The organism is Corynebacterium sp. HMSC063A05 (assembly GCF_001809695.1).
Lineage (GTDB): Bacteria > Actinomycetota > Actinomycetes > Mycobacteriales > Mycobacteriaceae > Corynebacterium > Corynebacterium amycolatum.
In genome coordinates, this window is record NZ_KV798504.1 from 24,882 (window position 1) to 41,151 (window position 16,270).

Annotated in this window: 14 protein-coding genes and 1 tRNA gene; 13 read left to right on the top strand and 2 right to left on the bottom strand. The window is 62.3% G+C overall.

Annotated features, from left to right (window positions below; genetic code table 11):
* Positions 1-26: 26 nt before the first annotated feature.
* Entirely contained in the window at positions 27-545 is a 519-nt protein-coding gene (locus tag HMPREF2651_RS06640; protein ID WP_049181083.1) for a type 1 glutamine amidotransferase domain-containing protein, read from the bottom strand.
* Between the two features lie 266 nt (positions 546-811).
* Between HMPREF2651_RS06640 and HMPREF2651_RS06645 the strand changes: the two genes are divergently transcribed.
* The 13 genes from HMPREF2651_RS06645 (at position 812) to HMPREF2651_RS06705 (ending at position 15,552) form a co-directional block, all read left to right on the top strand.
* Positions 812-2,443, top strand: coding sequence for a CTP synthase (locus HMPREF2651_RS06645; RefSeq protein WP_049181082.1), 1,632 nt, complete (start codon positions 812-814; stop codon positions 2,441-2,443).
* A gap of 48 nt (positions 2,444-2,491) precedes the next feature.
* Entirely contained in the window at positions 2,492-3,145 is a 654-nt protein-coding gene (locus HMPREF2651_RS06650) for an NUDIX domain-containing protein (RefSeq protein WP_049181081.1), read from the top strand.
* On the top strand, positions 3,142-4,080 hold the full coding sequence (locus tag HMPREF2651_RS06655; protein ID WP_049181080.1) for a site-specific tyrosine recombinase XerD: 939 nt from the start codon (positions 3,142-3,144) through the stop codon (positions 4,078-4,080). The genes HMPREF2651_RS06650 and HMPREF2651_RS06655 overlap by 4 nt, the downstream gene beginning before the upstream one ends.
* Positions 4,081-4,196: 116 nt before the next feature.
* Positions 4,197-5,072 carry a ParA family protein gene (locus HMPREF2651_RS06660; RefSeq protein WP_049181079.1) on the top strand — a complete coding sequence of 292 codons (876 nt, stop codon included), beginning with the start codon at positions 4,197-4,199 and terminating at the stop codon, positions 5,070-5,072.
* A 3-nt stretch (positions 5,073-5,075) separates the two neighbouring features.
* Positions 5,076-5,918, top strand: a complete 843-nt coding sequence (locus tag HMPREF2651_RS06665) for a segregation and condensation protein A (RefSeq protein WP_181895337.1) — start codon at positions 5,076-5,078, stop codon at positions 5,916-5,918.
* 173 nt (positions 5,919-6,091) lie between these two features.
* A complete protein-coding gene (gene scpB / locus HMPREF2651_RS06670; protein ID WP_038625570.1) occupies positions 6,092-6,706 on the top strand; it encodes an SMC-Scp complex subunit ScpB in 615 nt (204 codons plus the stop codon).
* A gap of 396 nt (positions 6,707-7,102) precedes the next feature.
* Positions 7,103-8,236 (top strand): PDDEXK family nuclease, encoded by a 1,134-nt coding sequence (locus HMPREF2651_RS06675; protein ID WP_049181077.1) that lies wholly within the window; start codon positions 7,103-7,105, stop codon positions 8,234-8,236.
* A 248-nt stretch (positions 8,237-8,484) separates the two neighbouring features.
* Positions 8,485-9,855, top strand: a complete 1,371-nt coding sequence (locus HMPREF2651_RS06680) for an adenosylmethionine--8-amino-7-oxononanoate transaminase (protein WP_080972840.1) — start codon at positions 8,485-8,487, stop codon at positions 9,853-9,855.
* 121 nt (positions 9,856-9,976) lie between these two features.
* On the top strand, positions 9,977-10,666 hold the full coding sequence (gene bioD / locus HMPREF2651_RS06685; RefSeq protein ID WP_049181076.1) for a dethiobiotin synthase: 690 nt from the start codon (positions 9,977-9,979) through the stop codon (positions 10,664-10,666).
* Between the two features lie 378 nt (positions 10,667-11,044).
* Positions 11,045-11,896, top strand: coding sequence for a pseudouridine synthase (locus HMPREF2651_RS06690; protein WP_080972844.1), 852 nt, complete (start codon positions 11,045-11,047; stop codon positions 11,894-11,896).
* 66 nt (positions 11,897-11,962) lie between these two features.
* Positions 11,963-14,263 (top strand): bifunctional cytidylate kinase/GTPase Der, encoded by a 2,301-nt coding sequence (der, locus tag HMPREF2651_RS06695; RefSeq protein WP_049181074.1) that lies wholly within the window; start codon positions 11,963-11,965, stop codon positions 14,261-14,263.
* Positions 14,264-14,420: 157 nt separating this feature from the next.
* Positions 14,421-15,392, top strand: a complete 972-nt coding sequence (locus HMPREF2651_RS06700; RefSeq protein WP_049181073.1) for a PASTA domain-containing protein — start codon at positions 14,421-14,423, stop codon at positions 15,390-15,392.
* Between the two features lie 86 nt (positions 15,393-15,478).
* A tRNA-Pro gene (locus HMPREF2651_RS06705) sits at positions 15,479-15,552 on the top strand.
* Positions 15,553-15,664: 112 nt separating this feature from the next.
* Here HMPREF2651_RS06705 and rraA read toward each other — a convergent pair.
* Complete coding sequence (gene rraA, locus HMPREF2651_RS06710; RefSeq protein ID WP_049181072.1) at positions 15,665-16,138, bottom strand: ribonuclease E activity regulator RraA; 474 nt, start codon at positions 16,136-16,138, stop codon at positions 15,665-15,667.
* Between the last annotated feature and the right edge of the window lie 132 nt (positions 16,139-16,270).

The following is a 16,270-nucleotide window of genomic DNA, read 5'->3' on the forward strand; positions in this document are numbered from 1 at the left end:
TTTGGTGGTGCTAAAAGCCGAGTGGCTTAGAAGTTCTCTACGAGTGCCTTGTTGAAAGCCTCAAGGTCGGCCGGGGTGCGGGAGGAAATCAGGTTGCCGTCAACGACAACTTCCTCATCGACCCAGTTGGCACCAGCGTTAATCAGGTCAGTCTTGACGCTGATGTAGGAGGTAATAGTGCGGCCCTTCAGCACATCCGCATCGGTGAGAATCCAACCGCCGTGGCAAATCACGCCAATCGGCTTGTTGGCTGCGGCGAATCCCTTCACTAGCGCCACGGCATCCTTATCGATGCGAATCTGGTCTGCATTCACGGTGCCGCCAGGCAGAATCAGGGCATCGTACTCATCGGCAGAAACGCTGCTGGTGAGCTTATCGACGTCCACCTGCGTGCCATTCTTGCCCTCAATGGAGCCATCTTCGGTGGAGATAACGTGCACGGTTGCACCGGCATCCTTCACGGCCTCAGCCGGGCTAGTCAGCTCGGAGTCCTCAAATCCATCGGTGGCCAATACTGCAATGGTCTTATTCGCTAAATCAGTCATGGCCCCGAGGGTAACGGCACAGTCACGTTTATGCATTGATGCACCGCAGGTGGGGTTCGGTCCGAGGTGTAGCCACGACTCCGGCCATGCACCGCAACCGTGGCCGAAGTCTTGATCGCCTTTACACACCGCAACCGTGGCTGCAGCTATGGCCGTCGTAAAGCCTTGTAGAAAACCCGAAAAAGTTACCCAAATATGAAGACATTATCCGCCATTGTGAAAAATAGCTTGCGCTCATACCCGCGCAGGCGATATTCTGAAGTCCCGTGGTTACGAAATACATCATCGTTACGGGAGGCGTAGCCTCCTCCCTCGGCAAAGGCTTAACCGCGGCGTCGCTCGGTCGCCTACTTACCTCGCGTGGTCTGAAAGTGACTATGCAGAAGCTCGATCCCTACCTCAACGTAGATCCGGGCACCATGAACCCCTTCCAGCACGGCGAGGTCTTCGTCACCGAAGACGGCGCGGAAACCGACCTGGACCTGGGGCATTACGAGCGCTTCCTCGACCGCAACCTCTCCGCCGGCGGCAACGTCACCACCGGCAAGGTCTATTCTTCGGTCATCGCCAAGGAGCGTCGCGGCGAATTCCTCGGCCAGACTGTCCAGGTCATCCCGCACATCACCGACGAGATCAAATCCCGCATCGTCGCCATGGGCAACGCGGACGCAAACGGTGAAAAGCCCGACGTGGTCATCACCGAAATTGGCGGCACCGTCGGCGATATCGAATCGCAGCCCTTCCTGGAAGCCGCGCGGCAAGTGCGTCACGACGTCGGCCGCGAAAACGTCTTCTACCTGCATGTGTCACTGGTTCCGTACCTCGGCCCCTCCAAGGAACTGAAAACCAAGCCCACCCAGCACTCGGTGGCCGAACTTCGCTCGATTGGCCTGGTTCCCGATGCCGTCGTTTTGCGATGCGACCGCGACGTCCCCGACTCCCTCAAAAACAAGATCGCGCTGATGTGCGACATCGACCGCGAGGGCGTGGTGTCCTGCCCGGATGCGCCGAGCATCTACGACATCCCGAAGGTCCTCTACGACGAGCACCTGGACACCTTCATCATCCGCCGCCTCAACCTGCCGTTCCGCGACATGGATTGGGCCGTGTGGGGAGACCTGCTCGAGCGAGTCCACAACCCGAAGGGCGAGGTCACGGTGGCGCTCGTCGGTAAATACATCGACCTGCCGGACGCCTACCTTTCCGTCGCGGAAGCTGTGCGCGCCGCCGGTTTCGCCCACCGTGTGAAGGCAAACATCCGCTGGGTCGCCTCCGATGACTGCGAAACCCCTGAGGGGCTGAAAGAAAACATGGCCGGCGTTGACGCGATTGTCATCCCCGGCGGCTTCGGCGGGCGAGGAATCGAAGGCAAGATCGCGACCATCCGCTATGCCAAGCAGACCGGCACGCCACTTTTGGGAATCTGCCTGGGCATGCAGTGTGTCGTCATCGAGGCGGCGCGCACCGCGGGTGTTGAGGGCGCGTCGTCCACCGAGTTCGACGAAAAGGCGGCCGAGCCGGTCATTGCCACGATGGAGGAGCAGCTCCAGGCCGTCTCTGGCGAGGCTGACCTGGGCGGATCCATGCGCCTGGGTTCCTACCCGGCGAAGCTCGCTGAAGACTCCGTCGTCGCGCGTCTCTACGGCAGCACCGAGGTCACCGAGCGTCACCGCCACCGCTACGAGGTCAACAACGCATACCGTGCCCAGCTCGAAGAAGCAGGCCTGGTCATCTCGGGCACCTCGCCGGACGGCAAGCTCGTCGAATTCGTCGAGTACCCCACAGACGTGCACCCATACCTCGTGGCCACGCAGGCGCACCCGGAGCTGAAGTCGCGCCCCACCAACGCTCATCCGCTTTTCGACGGCCTCATCGCCGCAGCCCTCAAGCGCAACTAGCCTTGGCTCCGCGAGGGTGAATCCGGCCTACCTATTAGAGTGAAACTCATGGCGCACCAATTTGACGTTGTTGATTCCGAGATTGTTCTCGAGGCACCTATTCTCGCGGTCCGCCGCGACCAGGTGCGAATGCCGGGTGGGAATGTGTCCGCCCGTGAGATTGTGGAGCATTTCGGCGCTGTTGCAGTCGTTGCCGCAGATGAGGATAACCGCCTCTACCTGCTGAATCAGTGGCGGCAGGCGGCAGGGGAGCGTCTGGTGGAGCTGCCGGCCGGGCTCCTCGATGTCGCAGACGAAGACCCACTGGAGGCCGCCAAGCGTGAGCTAGTAGAGGAAGCTGGACTGGAGGCCGAGTCCTGGTCCCTGCTTACCGATATGTTCAGCTCACCCGGCTTCGCAGAGGAAGCGGTCCGGATCTACCTGGCTAGGGGTCTCCGTGCCGTCGATAGGCCAGAAGCTCACGATGAGGAAGCGGACATGACTGCGTCGTGGATCGGCGTCGAGGAGTCGGTGGCGATGGCGCTGCGCGGAGAGATCCTCAACGGCATCGCGCTGTCCGGCATTTTGCTGGCGGCGGAGGTGCTGCTGAGGGGCGCGACGCCGCGCTCGGTCGCGGAGCCGTTCGACATTCGGCCGACGGCGCTGGCGAAACGCCGGACGGAGCAGCTCGGCGCCGGAGCGGACCTGAAACGTATCCGATGAGTTCAATTGATCCGCTTGTCGACGCCTTCGTGACCTACCTCGCGGTGGAAAAGGGCCTGTCGGCGAATACGCTCGTCAGTTATAAGCGCGACTTGGAGAAGTACCGCACCTATCTGTGGGAGATTGGGCGCACGGAATTGGCGCAGGTCACCGAGCAGGATGTAACAGAGTTCCTGGCGTATCTGGCGCGGGGAGATAAGTCGGCGGGCAGGCCAGCGTTGGCCCCAACCTCGGTGACGCGGTCGCTGTCGGCCGTGCGGAGCTTCCACAAGTTCGCGGTGGGTGAGGGGGCGTTGGAGGTGGATGTCGCCAAGCGAGTGGCGCCGCCGAAGCAGCCCTCGCGGTATCCGAAGGCACTCAGCATTGACGAGGTCACCCGCCTAATCGAGTCCATCCCCGACGACGACACCGCAGACGTGACCGACCTGCGCAACCGCGCACTGGTGGAGTTTTTGTACTCGACAGGTGCGCGAGTTTCAGAAGTCACCGGCCTGGATATCGATGACGTGGACCGCGAAACCAACCTCGTGTTACTGCATGGCAAGGGCGGTAAGGAGCGCATTGTGCCAGTGGGCTCGCCGGCCATGGCTGCGCTCGATGCCTGGCTGACGCGCGGGCGGCCGAGCTGGGTGCGGGCGAACACCGGGCCGGCGCTGTTTATCAACTCGCTGGGACGCAGGCTGTCGCGACAGTCGGCCGGAAATACGCTGGCGGAGTTGGGTGAGCGCGCCGGGCTCAGCGTGAAAATTTCCCCGCACACCCTGCGCCACAGTTTCGGCACGCACCTCATTGAAGGTGGTGCCGATGTGCGCGTCGTCCAAGAGCTATTGGGACACGCCTCAGTGACGACAACCCAGATTTACACCATGATTACCGCGGAGAATATGCGACGAGTCTGGGCGGGGGCTCACCCACGGGCTGAATACTCGCGGTAATATGCGGCGGTAGTACGTAGCGCTACTACGCGGCGGTAATATATGGCGGTATTACGTGGCAGTATTACGTGGCGCAGTAGAATTGATGAGAAATCTTCAAGGAAGAGGGATTGACTGTGGCTGAAGAAGGGTTGTTTGAGGCCGATCGAGTTGAACTCGGTCTCACCGGTCGTCCGGCACGTGAGCTGCCGGAACCCGCACCCCTGACCAGTCACGGTCCCGCGGTCATCCTGGCAATGTGTAACCAGAAGGGCGGCGTGGGTAAGACCACCTCGACCATCAACCTGGGCGCAGCACTGGCGGAGTTCGGCCGTAAAGTCCTGCTCGTTGACTTGGACCCGCAAGGGGCACTATCCGCCGGGCTTGGCGTCCCACATGAGGAACTCGACCTGACGGTCTACAACCTCATCGTCGACGACACCACCGATGTCCGCGACGCCATCCACCACACCTCGGTCTCCGGCCTGGACCTCGTCCCTGCCAACATCGACCTGTCGGCTGCAGAGATTCAGCTTGTCAACGAAGTCGGCCGCGAACAGGCCCTCGGACGCGCGCTGCGCCCAGTGATGAATGACTACGACTTCATCATCATTGACTGCCAGCCGTCGCTAGGCCTGCTGACCGTCAATGCGCTGACCATCGCCGAGGGCGTCATCATCCCGATGGTGGCGGAGTACTTCTCGCTGCGCGGCCTGGCACTGCTCACCGACACGGTGGCCAAGGTTCGCGACCGCCTGAACTTCAACCTGGAAGTCTCCGGCATTCTGGTCACCATGTTCGACCGCCGCACGCGCCATGCCAAGGAAGTCATGGAACGCCTCATCGAGGTCTTCGGTGACAAGGTCTTCGACACGGTCATCACCCGAACCGTCCGCTTCCCGGAAACCTCCGTTGCCGGCGAGCCCATCACTACCTGGGCGCCAAGCACCCCAGCTGCGGCACAGTACCGCAACCTGGCCCGCGAGGTCATCGAACGCAAAGGCCGCAAATAATAGGTGACTTCCCCGGATAGTTACACTCCCGAACCGTCGTCAAGCGAGGGCGTGCAGGAAGAAATCACCGGCTTCCGCGTCGCGCTCGCGAACTTCAGCGGCCCCTTCGACCTGCTACTGCAGCTGATCAGCAGCAAAAAGATGGACGTCACCGAAGTCGCGCTGGCGGCGGTCACAGACGAGTTCATCGCATACACGCGCAGCCTCGACGCAGTCAGTGACCTCGACGAAATCACCGAATTCCTCGTCGTGGCAGCGACGCTGCTCGACCTCAAAACCGCACGACTTCTGCCGCGTGGCGACGTCGACAGCGAAGAAGACCTCGAACTGCTAGAAGCGCGCGACCTGCTGTTCGCCCGACTGCTGCAATACCAGGCGTATGGCAAGGTGGCCGACCAATTCGAGGAGTGGCAGAAGACCGCGCCACGGCGCTATCCGCGGGCTGTGGGGCCGGACAAGCAGTTCGAGGAGCTGCTGCCGCCCGTGCGTCTGGGCATGACGCTCGGAGAGTTTGCCGAGTTTGCGGCCGTCGTGATGCGGCCGAAGCCACCGGAGGAAGTGGGCGTTGGGCACATCCACGGTGTGCCCGTGTCCGTGCCGGAGCAGGCGGGCAAGATTCTGGACTCGCTGCGTCTGGCCGGCGAGGGGACCTGGCTCACGTTTACGCAGCTGACCTCGGAGTGCCGCGTGTCCATGGAGGTTGTCGGGCGGTTCCTGGCTCTGCTGGAGCTCTACCGCGCCAAGGCGATTGGTGTGGAGCAGGAGGAAGCGCTGGAGGAAATCCACGTGGCCTGGACCGGGCTCGACGTGGACCCGGCCGTCGTGGCGGCGGCGAACTGGGAGTAGGTGGCTGTTGATTTGTGCTGGCTGTTGGGCTCGGTCGGGCTCGGGCGGGCGTGGTTGGGCCCTGCTCGGTGCGGGCTCGGTCGGGCTTGGTTGGGCTGGGGCTGAGTTGGGGCCCAGCTAATTAGCGGCCACTAATTAGCGCCCGGCGCGGGAGGTTGCGTAATCTGACGCGCATGAGCGAAACCAGTTCCGCACCATCCGAGCAGGCCACGGAGTCTGCGTCTGCTTCTCCGGCGCAGTTGCCACCCATTGACCCGTTGCGAGCAGGCGTGGAGTCGATTCTGCTTGTGGTCGATACGCCGGTGGCGGCGGAGGATATGGCGCGGGCGCTGGATGTTTCCGCAAGCGATATCCGTGACGTGCTTCGCGAAATCGAGTACGAATACCGTGCGCGCCGCAGCGGCATTGAGCTGCGTGAAACGGATGAGGGCTGGCGCTTCTACACGGCTCCCGCGCACGCCAGCGCGGTGGAGCGCTTCTTGCTGGATGGCTCGCAGTCGAAGCTCTCACGTGCAGCTATGGAGACGCTGGCAGTGGTGGCGTACCGGCAGCCGGCCACGCGTGCGCAGGTCTCCGGTGTGCGCGGCGTCAATGTTGATGGTGTGATGCGCACGCTGGTCGCGCGCGGGCTGATTGCCGAGTCGGGAGAGGACCCGGCCACCGGTGCGCATTTGTACGTTACGACGACGCTGTTCCTGGAGCTTTTGGGGATTGATTCGCTAGACCAGCTGCCTGACTTGGCTCCGCTGCTGCCAGAGGTCGACTTGATCGACGAGCCGTTGGACTAGGCAGGGCTTGGGGTGGTGGCTAGGCGAGCCACTCCGTTTTAGATTCACGTCACGGTTATCGATCCACTTCACGACACGCGTGTCACCTCATGCCACCTCCAAAGCTGCCACGAGGTGACATGGGTGTCGTGAAGTCGCGTTTAGGGGCTGCTCACTGCCGCTCGCTGCGCACTGCGGGTCTTTGCCCCCTGCTGCACCCACCGCACGCCCTGTGGATAACTCCTGAAAACTGAAAACCATCCACAGCCAACGCCAAATCGACGCCGCCTGACCCTCCGCGTGTGTCAAAAAATGAGAACGTAGCACTCGCAAACACACAAACACGCAACCACTCGCACCGCCCAGCACACACCACCCACCGACCAGCAGTTGCCTGGACCTCAGGAGCGCAATCCGATGCCGCAGTGGATCTACGACGCCGACGACATCATCCGTACCGGCCAGCAGCGCGAATGCGCCCGCCCCAGCACCTTCGCAATTTCCCGAATCGGCCAGCACTCCGACCGTGATCTCCACCGGCGAGCCAAACGCGGCAGCCTTCTGTGGCTCGCGCATGGCGCGTACGTGCCCGTCGACAGGTGGCTCGCCTTACACAGCACCGAACGCTACGTTCTGGAAATCAAAGCGCTCATTCATCGCGGCACCGCCACCGTAATCACCCGCGATGCTGCCGCTGCCCTCCATGGTTTACCTCTACTGACGCATGGCACTCCCATCGCGATAGCCAACTCCGGCCGCACGCGTGGGCAATTGCGAAGCACACCGAATGGCCCGTACCAGCCGCACAAACGCCTCATCCGCGTCTCCGGCCGGATTCTCCCCGAGGACGTCGTAGAAGTCGATGGCCGCCTCGTCACCGATGTCCCAAAGTCCGTCATCGATGTCTGCCGTTCTCGCACCCCGCATAATGCACTAGTGCTTGCCGACGCCGCCCTCCAGCGCCACACCGATACCGAGGAACTGTTGGCCACGTTGGCTGCGTATCCCCGTGCTCCGGGAAATGCGCAGGCCAGGAGGTTGTTGCGGCAAGCGACAGCGTCGTCGGAAAGCATTGGGGAATCGCTCACTAAAGAAGCAATCGTCCAGGCGGGGCTAGCTTCTGTCGACGATTCTCGGGCTCCGTTGCTTCAGCAGGTTTCCTTTCGGGATGATCGTGGCTTCATCGCACGCGTGGACTTTTATCTGCCCGAACTTGGGCTGGTCGTCGAGTTCGATGGCCGTATGAAATACACCGACGGCGGGGTTGCGGACACGCAGGTGGCAATCGCAAAGGAGTTGGAGCGCGAAAAGCGCCTGAAGAATCTCGGGCTGAATGTCATCCGGATTGTCTGGTCACAGCTTTTCGACGGCTCCGCAGTAGCCACCTTGAGGCAAACGGCCGCGGAAATCCGACATCACCTGGCAAGTGGTGGCAGATGCTATAGCGGTAACTACGCCTTCGCGCGGTCGCCCCTCACAATCACAGGAAAGGCGGCCGAGCTGGCTATGCGTCGCCGACGTGTGTGGAGCCAGGCGGGGCGGCTGTACTAGCTGGCTGGCTTATCGGGCTTAGCCCCCTGCCGGTGCCGCTGCCGCGCCCGGCCCGCTGCCGCTGCCCTCGAGCCCAAAATTTCACTTCACGACACCCCTGTCACCTCATGCCACCTCCACAGCTGCCACGAGGTGACATGGGTGTCGTAAAGTCGCTGAGACTGTCTGTAATCCTTGCGAAAAGTCCCAAACACCAACCCCGAACAGTGTTCAAGTCTGGCGCTGTACAGGTACTATGCTTGAGTATCATGACAGCCTCGGAAACCACCCAGCCGCTCGTACCGTCGTCTGCACCAGCATCCGCGAAGTCGCCTACACCGCAGCCAACGCAAGCATCCGTCGCCGACCTCGCAGCCTTCGACGCCGACCACATCTGGCACCCATACGGCCCCATCCCGTCGCCGGTCGCGCCCAAACTGGTCGAGTCCGCCGAGGGCGTCAACCTCCACCTCGCCGACGGCCACACCCTGATCGATGGCATGAGCAGCTGGTGGGCCGCATGCCACGGTCACTCGCACCCGAAGCTGGTCGAAGCCGCGAAGAAGCAGGCCACCACCATGTCGCACGTCATGTTCGGGGGACTGACACACCGCCCGGCCATTGAGCTGGCGGAGAAACTCTTGAAGCTCGCGGGCCCCGGCTTCGATGCCATCTTCTACTCGGACTCTGGCTCGGTCTCCGTCGAGGTCGCCATCAAAATGGCGTTGCAGTACCAGCAGGCCAAAGGCCATCCCGAGCGCACCCGCCTGGCCACCTGGCGCAGCGGCTATCACGGCGACACCCGCGCGCCCATGACCGTCTGCGACCCCGAGGGCGGCATGCATTCGCTGTGGACGGGCCAGTGGACTCCGCAGGTCTTCGCCGACAAACCACCCGCCCGCGGCGCAACCGAAGAGGAACGCGCACGTTATCTCGCGCACTTCGATTCGCTTATCGACGACTCCGTCGCCGGCATCATCGTGGAACCAGTAGTCCAAGGAGCTGGTGGCATGCGGTTCCATGACCATGAGCTGCTTGTGGGGCTCCGGAAGCTGTGTCACAAGCACGGTATTCTCCTCATTGCGGATGAGATTGCCACCGCCTTCGGCCGTGCCGGTGACCTGTTCACGACGCAGACGGCCGGGATTGTGCCGGATATTATGTGTGTCGGTAAGGCGCTGACCGGCGGCTTCATGAGCTTCGCAGCCACGCTCACCACCGCCGAGGTAGCCCGCACCATTTCCAGTGGTGCAGGCGGAGGCATCATGCACGGCCCGACCTTTATGGGCAACCCCTTGGCCTGTGCGGTGGCCTGCGCGCAGCTCGACCTGATTGCAGAAGGGCAGTGGCGTGAGGATGTCCCGCGCATCGAGTCCCGACTCCGCGACCAGCTCCAGCCCCTAGCCGGCAGCGATGCCGTGGCCGATGTTCGTGTCCTCGGTGCTATCGGTGTCGTGGAGATGCAGCGTCCAGTGGATATGGGCCTGGCTACCGCAGCGGCTGTTGATGCCGGGGTGTGGCTGCGCCCATTCGGCAAGCTGGTCTACACCATGCCGCCGTATATCAGCACCAATGACGAGGTCGACCGTATCTGCGAGGCCATCGCCGCCATCGTCGCCGCGGAGGAAAAACGTAGGTAGCGCAGCGAAGCAGCACAACGAGTAGCGCAATCGGGACGACGACCAACCGCGCAGCAAGGCAACACAACAGCGTCACAGCCTCAGAATCACACCACCACAAGCAGAAGGAGCATCATCCACCATGAGCATCGTCCTTGTCACCGGCACCGGTACGGATATTGGAAAGACCATCGGCGCGGCAGCCCTGGCCGCGGCACTACGCGGGGAGGGCAAGGAGGTGCACGTCGTCAAGCCAATTCAGACCGGCTTCCCGGGCCCTGACGGCGGTGATTTGGACACTGTCGCGGAGCTGACGGGGATCGACAACCTGCATGGTTTCGAGCGTTACCCCGAGCCGATGGCGCCGGTAGCGGCGGCGCAGCGCGCGGGCATGCGACTGCCGAAGGCCACGGAAATTGCGGAGAAGGTCAAGCTTATCGACGGGCCGAACCGCGTTGTCCTCGTGGAGGGCGCGGGCGGGCTGCTAGTGAGGCTCGGCGAGGACTGGGCGCTGCCGGAGCTGGCGGCGTTGCTGCCGGGGAGCCAGATGGTGGTCGTGACGCGGTTGGACCTGGGGTGCCTTAACGAGGCGGAGCTCACCGTCGAGGTGGCGCGGGGCCGTGGGGTCAATGTCACGGCGCTGGTGGGCGGTTCGCTGCCGGCGGAGGTCGATCCGATCATCGAGACGAACCTGGAAGAACTGCCACGCATCACCGGGGTGCCGCTGCTGGGGTCGGTGCAGGCGGGAGCGGGCACGCTGGGCCGGCAGGAGTTTGTGTCGAAAGCTACGCAGTGGCTACCGGGCGTGCGAGAGTGGGCCGCAGCGCTGTAGGGGAGCCGCAGCGCTTTAAGGGGCGCTCTGGCGGCGCCTTGAAGTAGAGGCCGCGCGGGACGTCGTTAAGCTGGCGTTTTGCGAGAAACGTGCTAAGGTGACTAGACGACAAGGCGCGAGGCTTTCTCTGTAATTCTCTTTATTAACCTGCTTCCACCGGCCATTTTGGGCCCACGGGGGAGAGAACAGCGTCGCCTGGCGCTGACGTTCTAACAAACAGAACATTCTCCAACGCTTGAAAAGGATGTAGGTCAAGTGGCTAAACCCGCTCGCCGAGAAGGCACACCGGCACACAAGAACCGTAAGAATCACTCCAACCGCGCACACGGCTCCACTAACGCCCAGCGCAATCGCAGCCGTCGCGACAGCGGCGCGAAGATGGAGACCTCCAACGTCCACGCGAAGGACATCTACGTATCCAACGCCCGCCCGGCGCGTCATCAGCACGTGGACTCCGACCGTCGTAGCTCGGGCAAGCGCGCTCACAGCCAAGCAGGTGAGGGCGTGCGCCTGCAGAAGGTGCTCGCGCAGGCAGGCGTGGCGTCGCGTCGCATGGCGGAAAAGCTTATCGACGAAGGCCGCGTCGAGGTCGACGGCAAGATTGTGACGCGACAGGGCGTACGGGTGGATCCAAACACATCTGTGATTCGCGTTGATGGTTCCCGCGTCATCGTCAATGAGGACATGCAGTACTTCGTCCTGAACAAGCCGCGTGGTGTGCAGTCGACCATGCACGATGACATGGGCCGTCCGTGTGTGGGCGACATCATCGGTGAGAAGATCAGCGCTGGTCAGCGACTCTTCCACGTTGGTCGTCTGGATGCGCCCACCGAAGGGCTGCTGCTGCTCACCAACGACGGTGAGCTGGCCAACCGCCTGATGCACCCAAGCTACGAGGTCACCAAGACCTACATGGCCACCGTTGTCGGCGAGGTTGACCCCAAGGTCATGCGCGAGCTGGAAAAGGGCATTGAGCTTGATGATGGCATCGCCAAGGCGGACATGGCGCAGATTATCGACGTTTGGCAGGGCCGCTCTATCGTCCGCATCGAGCTGCACGAGGGCCGCAAACACATCGTGCGCCGGATGCTCAAGACCGCGGGCTACCCGGTCGAGCGCCTGGTGCGCACTAAGATTCACACTGTCCAGCTGGGCGAGCAGACTCCGGGCGCTCTCCGCGCACTCAACCGCGCTGAGCTGACCTCTCTCTACAACGCGGTGGGGCTGTAAATGGCACTAGTGAAGAAGAACGAAGAAAACCACGGAGTGGAACAACAAGGAGCTGAAGGAGCCCACATGAGCGAGCAGAACACTGACGACATGCTGTTGGTTGCCATCGATGGCCCTTCCGGCACTGGCAAGTCGACTGTCTCTCGGATGGTCGCAACCGAGCTGGGTGCAAAGTACCTGGATACCGGCGCGATGTACCGCGTGGCCACCCTGTGGGTACTGCGCCAGGGCATCGACCCGGCCGACGAGGAAGCCGTGGCCAAGGCGACGGCCGCCCTGCCACTGGAAGTCTCCGATGACCCGAACTCCACCGCTGTCCTCCTCGACGGCGAGGATGTCTCCGGCGAGATCCGCGGCCCGGAGGTTACCCGCAACGTGTCGGCTGTCTCCGCGATTCCGGCCGTGCGTACCAACCTGGTCGCGCTCCAGCGCTCGCTGGCCGCATCGGCGGTGCGCTGCGTGGTGGAAGGCCGCGACATCGGCACGGTGGTGCTCCCGGACGTTCCGGCGAAAATCTTCATGACCGCCTCCGCTGAGGTGCGCGCCCGCCGCCGCTACGACCAGGACATTGCTGCTGGTCGTCAGGCTGACTTCGACACCGTGCTTGCCGACGTCATCCGCCGCGACGAACTCGACAGCAACCGTGCGACCTCGCCGCTGAAGCCAGCCGAAGACGCATTCATTTTGGACACCTCTGAGATGGACATCGAAGAGGTCGTGGAAAACGTCCTCGATGTCGTTGAGGCCGGCTACCCGGGGTCCACCATGGACTGGGACGATGTCGACAACGAAGAGTTCGAGGGCTCTTACGAGGACTCCGAGGACGACACCGCCGGACACCTGGTCGCAAACGTGGAGACCGAAAACGCGCCAGGCACCGCAGGCAGCCACACCAGCGCAGACGAGTTCATCGACCGCACGATTGCCGACCACGAGACGATTATCTCCGAAGCGATCGAGCGCGCCGAAACCGGCCAGATTGACGATGACGCCGACTGGGAAGAGCTGGAAAACGCATTCGCAGCACTTGGCGTGAGCGACGAGGAGGAAGAAGCCCTTCCGACCGTGGCCATTGTGGGACGACCGAATGTTGGTAAGTCCACCATGGTTAACAGGTTCATTGGCCGTCGTGAAGCAGTTGTCGAAGACTTCCCGGGCGTGACTCGCGACCGCATCTCCTACCTGGGAGAATGGGGCGGACGTCGCTTCTGGGTGCAGGATACCGGCGGCTGGGATCCGGACGCCAAGGGCATGCACGCGGCGATTGCTCGTCAGGCGGAGACCGCCATGGAGACCGCCGATGTGATTGTCATGGTCGTTGACACCACCGTCGGCATCACCGCCACGGAAGAGGTTATGGCCCGCCGTCTGCAGCGCGCGGAGCAGCCGGTTATTCTCGCCGCCAACAAGTTTGAGTCGGATTCGCAGCTTGGCGACGTCGCGGAGTTCTGGGCCCTCGGGCTCGGCGAGCCGCACCCAACCTCGGCCCTCCACGGTCGTGGCAATGCCGACGTGATGGACGAAGTCGTGGCCTCCTTCCCGGAGGTGCCGCGTGCGAAGTCGCTGCCGACCGGGCCGCGTCGCGTGGCGCTGGTGGGCAAGCCGAATGTGGGCAAGTCCTCGCTGCTGAACAAACTCTCCGGTGAAGATCGCGCAGTAGTCAGCGACGTGGCCGGTACTACGGTTGATCCGGTGGACTCGCTGGTGCAGATGAACGCCACGCTGTGGCGTTTCGTGGATACCGCTGGTATCCGTAAGAAGACCAAGACCGCCAAGGGCCACGAGTTCTACGCCTCGCTGCGTACTCGTTCGACGATTGACAACGCCGAGGTTGTGATCTTCCTGGTCGATGCCTCTGAGCAGATTACCGAGCAAGATCAGCGCGTGCTGCGCATGATTCTCGACTCCGGTCGCGCACTCGTGGTGGCCTACAACAAGTGGGACCTCATGGATGAGGACCGCCGCGACCTGCTCGAGCGCGAGATTGAAGAGCAGCTTTCGCACGTGCCGTGGGCTCGTCGGGTGAATATCTCCGCCAAGACCGGGCGTGCTGTGCAGAAGCTGGAGCCGGCAATGCTGGAGGCTGTGGAGTCGTGGGATAAGCGCATCTCCACTGGTCGCCTGAACACCTGGCTGCGCGCGATCATGCAGCAGAACCCGCCACCGCTGCGTGGTGGTCGACAGCCGCGCGTGCTGTTTGCCACCCAGGCGTCCTCGCGCCCGCCGGTGATTGTGCTGTTCACAACCGGCTTCCTGGAGCACGGCTACCGTCGCTTCCTGGAGCGCAAGCTGCGTGAAGAATTCGGTTTCGAGGGCTCGCCGGTGCGCATCGCGGTGCGTGTCCGCGAGAAGAAAAAGCGCCGGTAGGAAGCTGCTAGGAAGCGCCGCTGGGACGTGCTTTTAAGCCCTGCTAGTCGCTCGAACTGAGCTGAGAAAAGCCCAAAATGTGATTTAGGCAATTGCATTTTGGGCTTTTCGTTGGCATTTTGGAGTTTTAGGAAATTAGCGATAAGGAGAACTGACAATGGTCAGGCGCGGCAACAACCGTGACGGCTCTCAGCACGACGGCCGAGACAACAGCTACGGACGCGATTCCTCAAGCTCATACGGCGATGACTCCGCGACTCGCTACATTCCGCGGGGCGAGGGACATCGCGGGTACAACCCAGATGCCGACTTTGCGGGCGAGCAACCGACCGAATACTTCGGTGGCGACTCCTCTGAGACGCAATTCCTCCAGCGTGGCGGTGAAACACGATTTGATAACCCGCGAGGTGCCGGTGTCGGGGCGCAAGGCGGCGGCGCACAGGGCAGTGGCCAGTACTGGGCCCCGCTTTCAGAAGAAGAACGCGGCTATGGTCAGGCGAGCCAGCAAGCAGGTGCAACCCAACAGTACGCCGCAGGTGTCGCAGGCGGTTACGGCGACCCGAACAACGGCAACCGCGACAACAGTGGTAACGATGACTCCAAGAAGGGGTGGGGTAAGCCTGTCGCCATCGTGGCCATTGCCGCGATGGTGGCCGTAGTCGCGCTGGTAGCCCTGGTTTTGTCCTTCACTTCGGGAACCGAGGACAAAAACAACAATACGGCGGCGCCGACGCAGGAGACGTCGTCAAGCCCGACGCCGACGACAACCTCGCCGGAGGAAACCACGACAAGCCCTACCGATCGTTTGGACCCGTCGGGCACGATTAACGACACCCGTGAGCGCCTTGAGCAGGAGCTGGATCAACTTCGCGAGTCGCCGCCAGCTATCCCTGGGCCCGGTGAGCGCAGTAGCGGCTGGGGTACTATCCCGCAGGGTGTGGTGGGCAAGAGCCCGGCCTCGGTCGAGGTGGAGCTGCGTACCAACGGCTACCAGAACGTGACCGTCGTCGACGCAGAGGGAAACCAGACCAATTCTGTGGCCACGATCATGGGCAAGGTTGCCTCGATCGATCCACCGGAGGGACAGATGGCGGAGACATCCACGCCTGTGACCATCTACCTGCAGTAATGCGATAGGTAGGGCATGCGTCAGGGGCGATTTCCGCCAGCAAACACCAATGATGTAACCTATAGCTCGTTGCACTTTCGTGCACACGGGCTGTAGCGCAGTTTGGTAGCGCACCTCACTGGGGGTGAGGGGGTCGTCGGTTCAAATCCGGTCAGCCCGACAAAAATAACCGCCGCCTTCTGGAAGATTCCGGGAGGCGGCGGTTTTTGTTTACGGCTATTGCTTACGGTTTGTTTGCCGTCTATCGCACCGCGCACTAGCGCACAATCGCACTAGCGCACGACAATGCCGTCAGAGTCCGCGTAGAGCGTCTCGCCCGGAACGAAGTCAATGCCGCCGAAGGAGACAACGACGTCGCGCTCGCCTTCGCCGGTCTTGGTGGACTTGCGCGGGTTGGTGCCAAGCGCCTTGCACCCGAAGTCCATCTCACCAATCAGCTTGGAGTCGCGGATCGCGCCGTTGACGACCACACCAGCCCAGCCATTGTCCTTGCCGAGCCCCGCAATAACGTCACCGACCAGCGCCGTGTGGACCGAAGCGTCACCGTCGATGACAAGCACGCCGCCCCCAGACGGCTCGGAGAGGACCTTCTTCAGCAGCGCATTGTCCTGGAAGCACTTGACCGTGGAGATCTTGCCGCAGAACTCCACGCGACCGCCGAGGTTGCGCATCTGGGTATCGCAGGAACGCACGTCCGGGCCGATCTCGTCAACCAGGTCAGCGGTGGGGATGAATTCGATTGCCATAGGGGATTTCAAGTCCTTCCGAAATTTGCTCGTAACAAGTGTTAACTCCATTGTTTCAAACTCAAGATGTGACCAAAGACATATGGTGCAAATTCGCTGGCAGCGATTGATGCTCCGAAGGCCGGTCCAGAT

What these genes read in the sequence shown, in the direction of transcription:
- HMPREF2651_RS06640 (WP_049181083.1), bottom strand. Translation starts at nt 545, where the DNA reads ATGACTGATTTAGCGAATAAGACCATTGCAGTATTGGCCACCGATGGA.
- HMPREF2651_RS06650 (WP_049181081.1), top strand. Translation starts at nt 2,492, where the DNA reads ATGGCGCACCAATTTGACGTTGTTGATTCCGAGATTGTTCTCGAGGCA.
- HMPREF2651_RS06655 (WP_049181080.1), top strand. Translation starts at nt 3,142, where the DNA reads ATGAGTTCAATTGATCCGCTTGTCGACGCCTTCGTGACCTACCTCGCG.
- scpB (WP_038625570.1), top strand. Translation starts at nt 6,092, where the DNA reads ATGAGCGAAACCAGTTCCGCACCATCCGAGCAGGCCACGGAGTCTGCG.
- HMPREF2651_RS06675 (WP_049181077.1), top strand. Translation starts at nt 7,103, where the DNA reads ATGCCGCAGTGGATCTACGACGCCGACGACATCATCCGTACCGGCCAG.
- HMPREF2651_RS06680 (WP_080972840.1), top strand. Translation starts at nt 8,485, where the DNA reads ATGACAGCCTCGGAAACCACCCAGCCGCTCGTACCGTCGTCTGCACCA.
- bioD (WP_049181076.1), top strand. Translation starts at nt 9,977, where the DNA reads ATGAGCATCGTCCTTGTCACCGGCACCGGTACGGATATTGGAAAGACC.
- HMPREF2651_RS06690 (WP_080972844.1), top strand. Translation starts at nt 11,045, where the DNA reads ATGGAGACCTCCAACGTCCACGCGAAGGACATCTACGTATCCAACGCC.
- der (WP_049181074.1), top strand. Translation starts at nt 11,963, where the DNA reads ATGAGCGAGCAGAACACTGACGACATGCTGTTGGTTGCCATCGATGGC.
- HMPREF2651_RS06700 (WP_049181073.1), top strand. Translation starts at nt 14,421, where the DNA reads ATGGTCAGGCGCGGCAACAACCGTGACGGCTCTCAGCACGACGGCCGA.
- rraA (WP_049181072.1), bottom strand. Translation starts at nt 16,138, where the DNA reads ATGGCAATCGAATTCATCCCCACCGCTGACCTGGTTGACGAGATCGGC.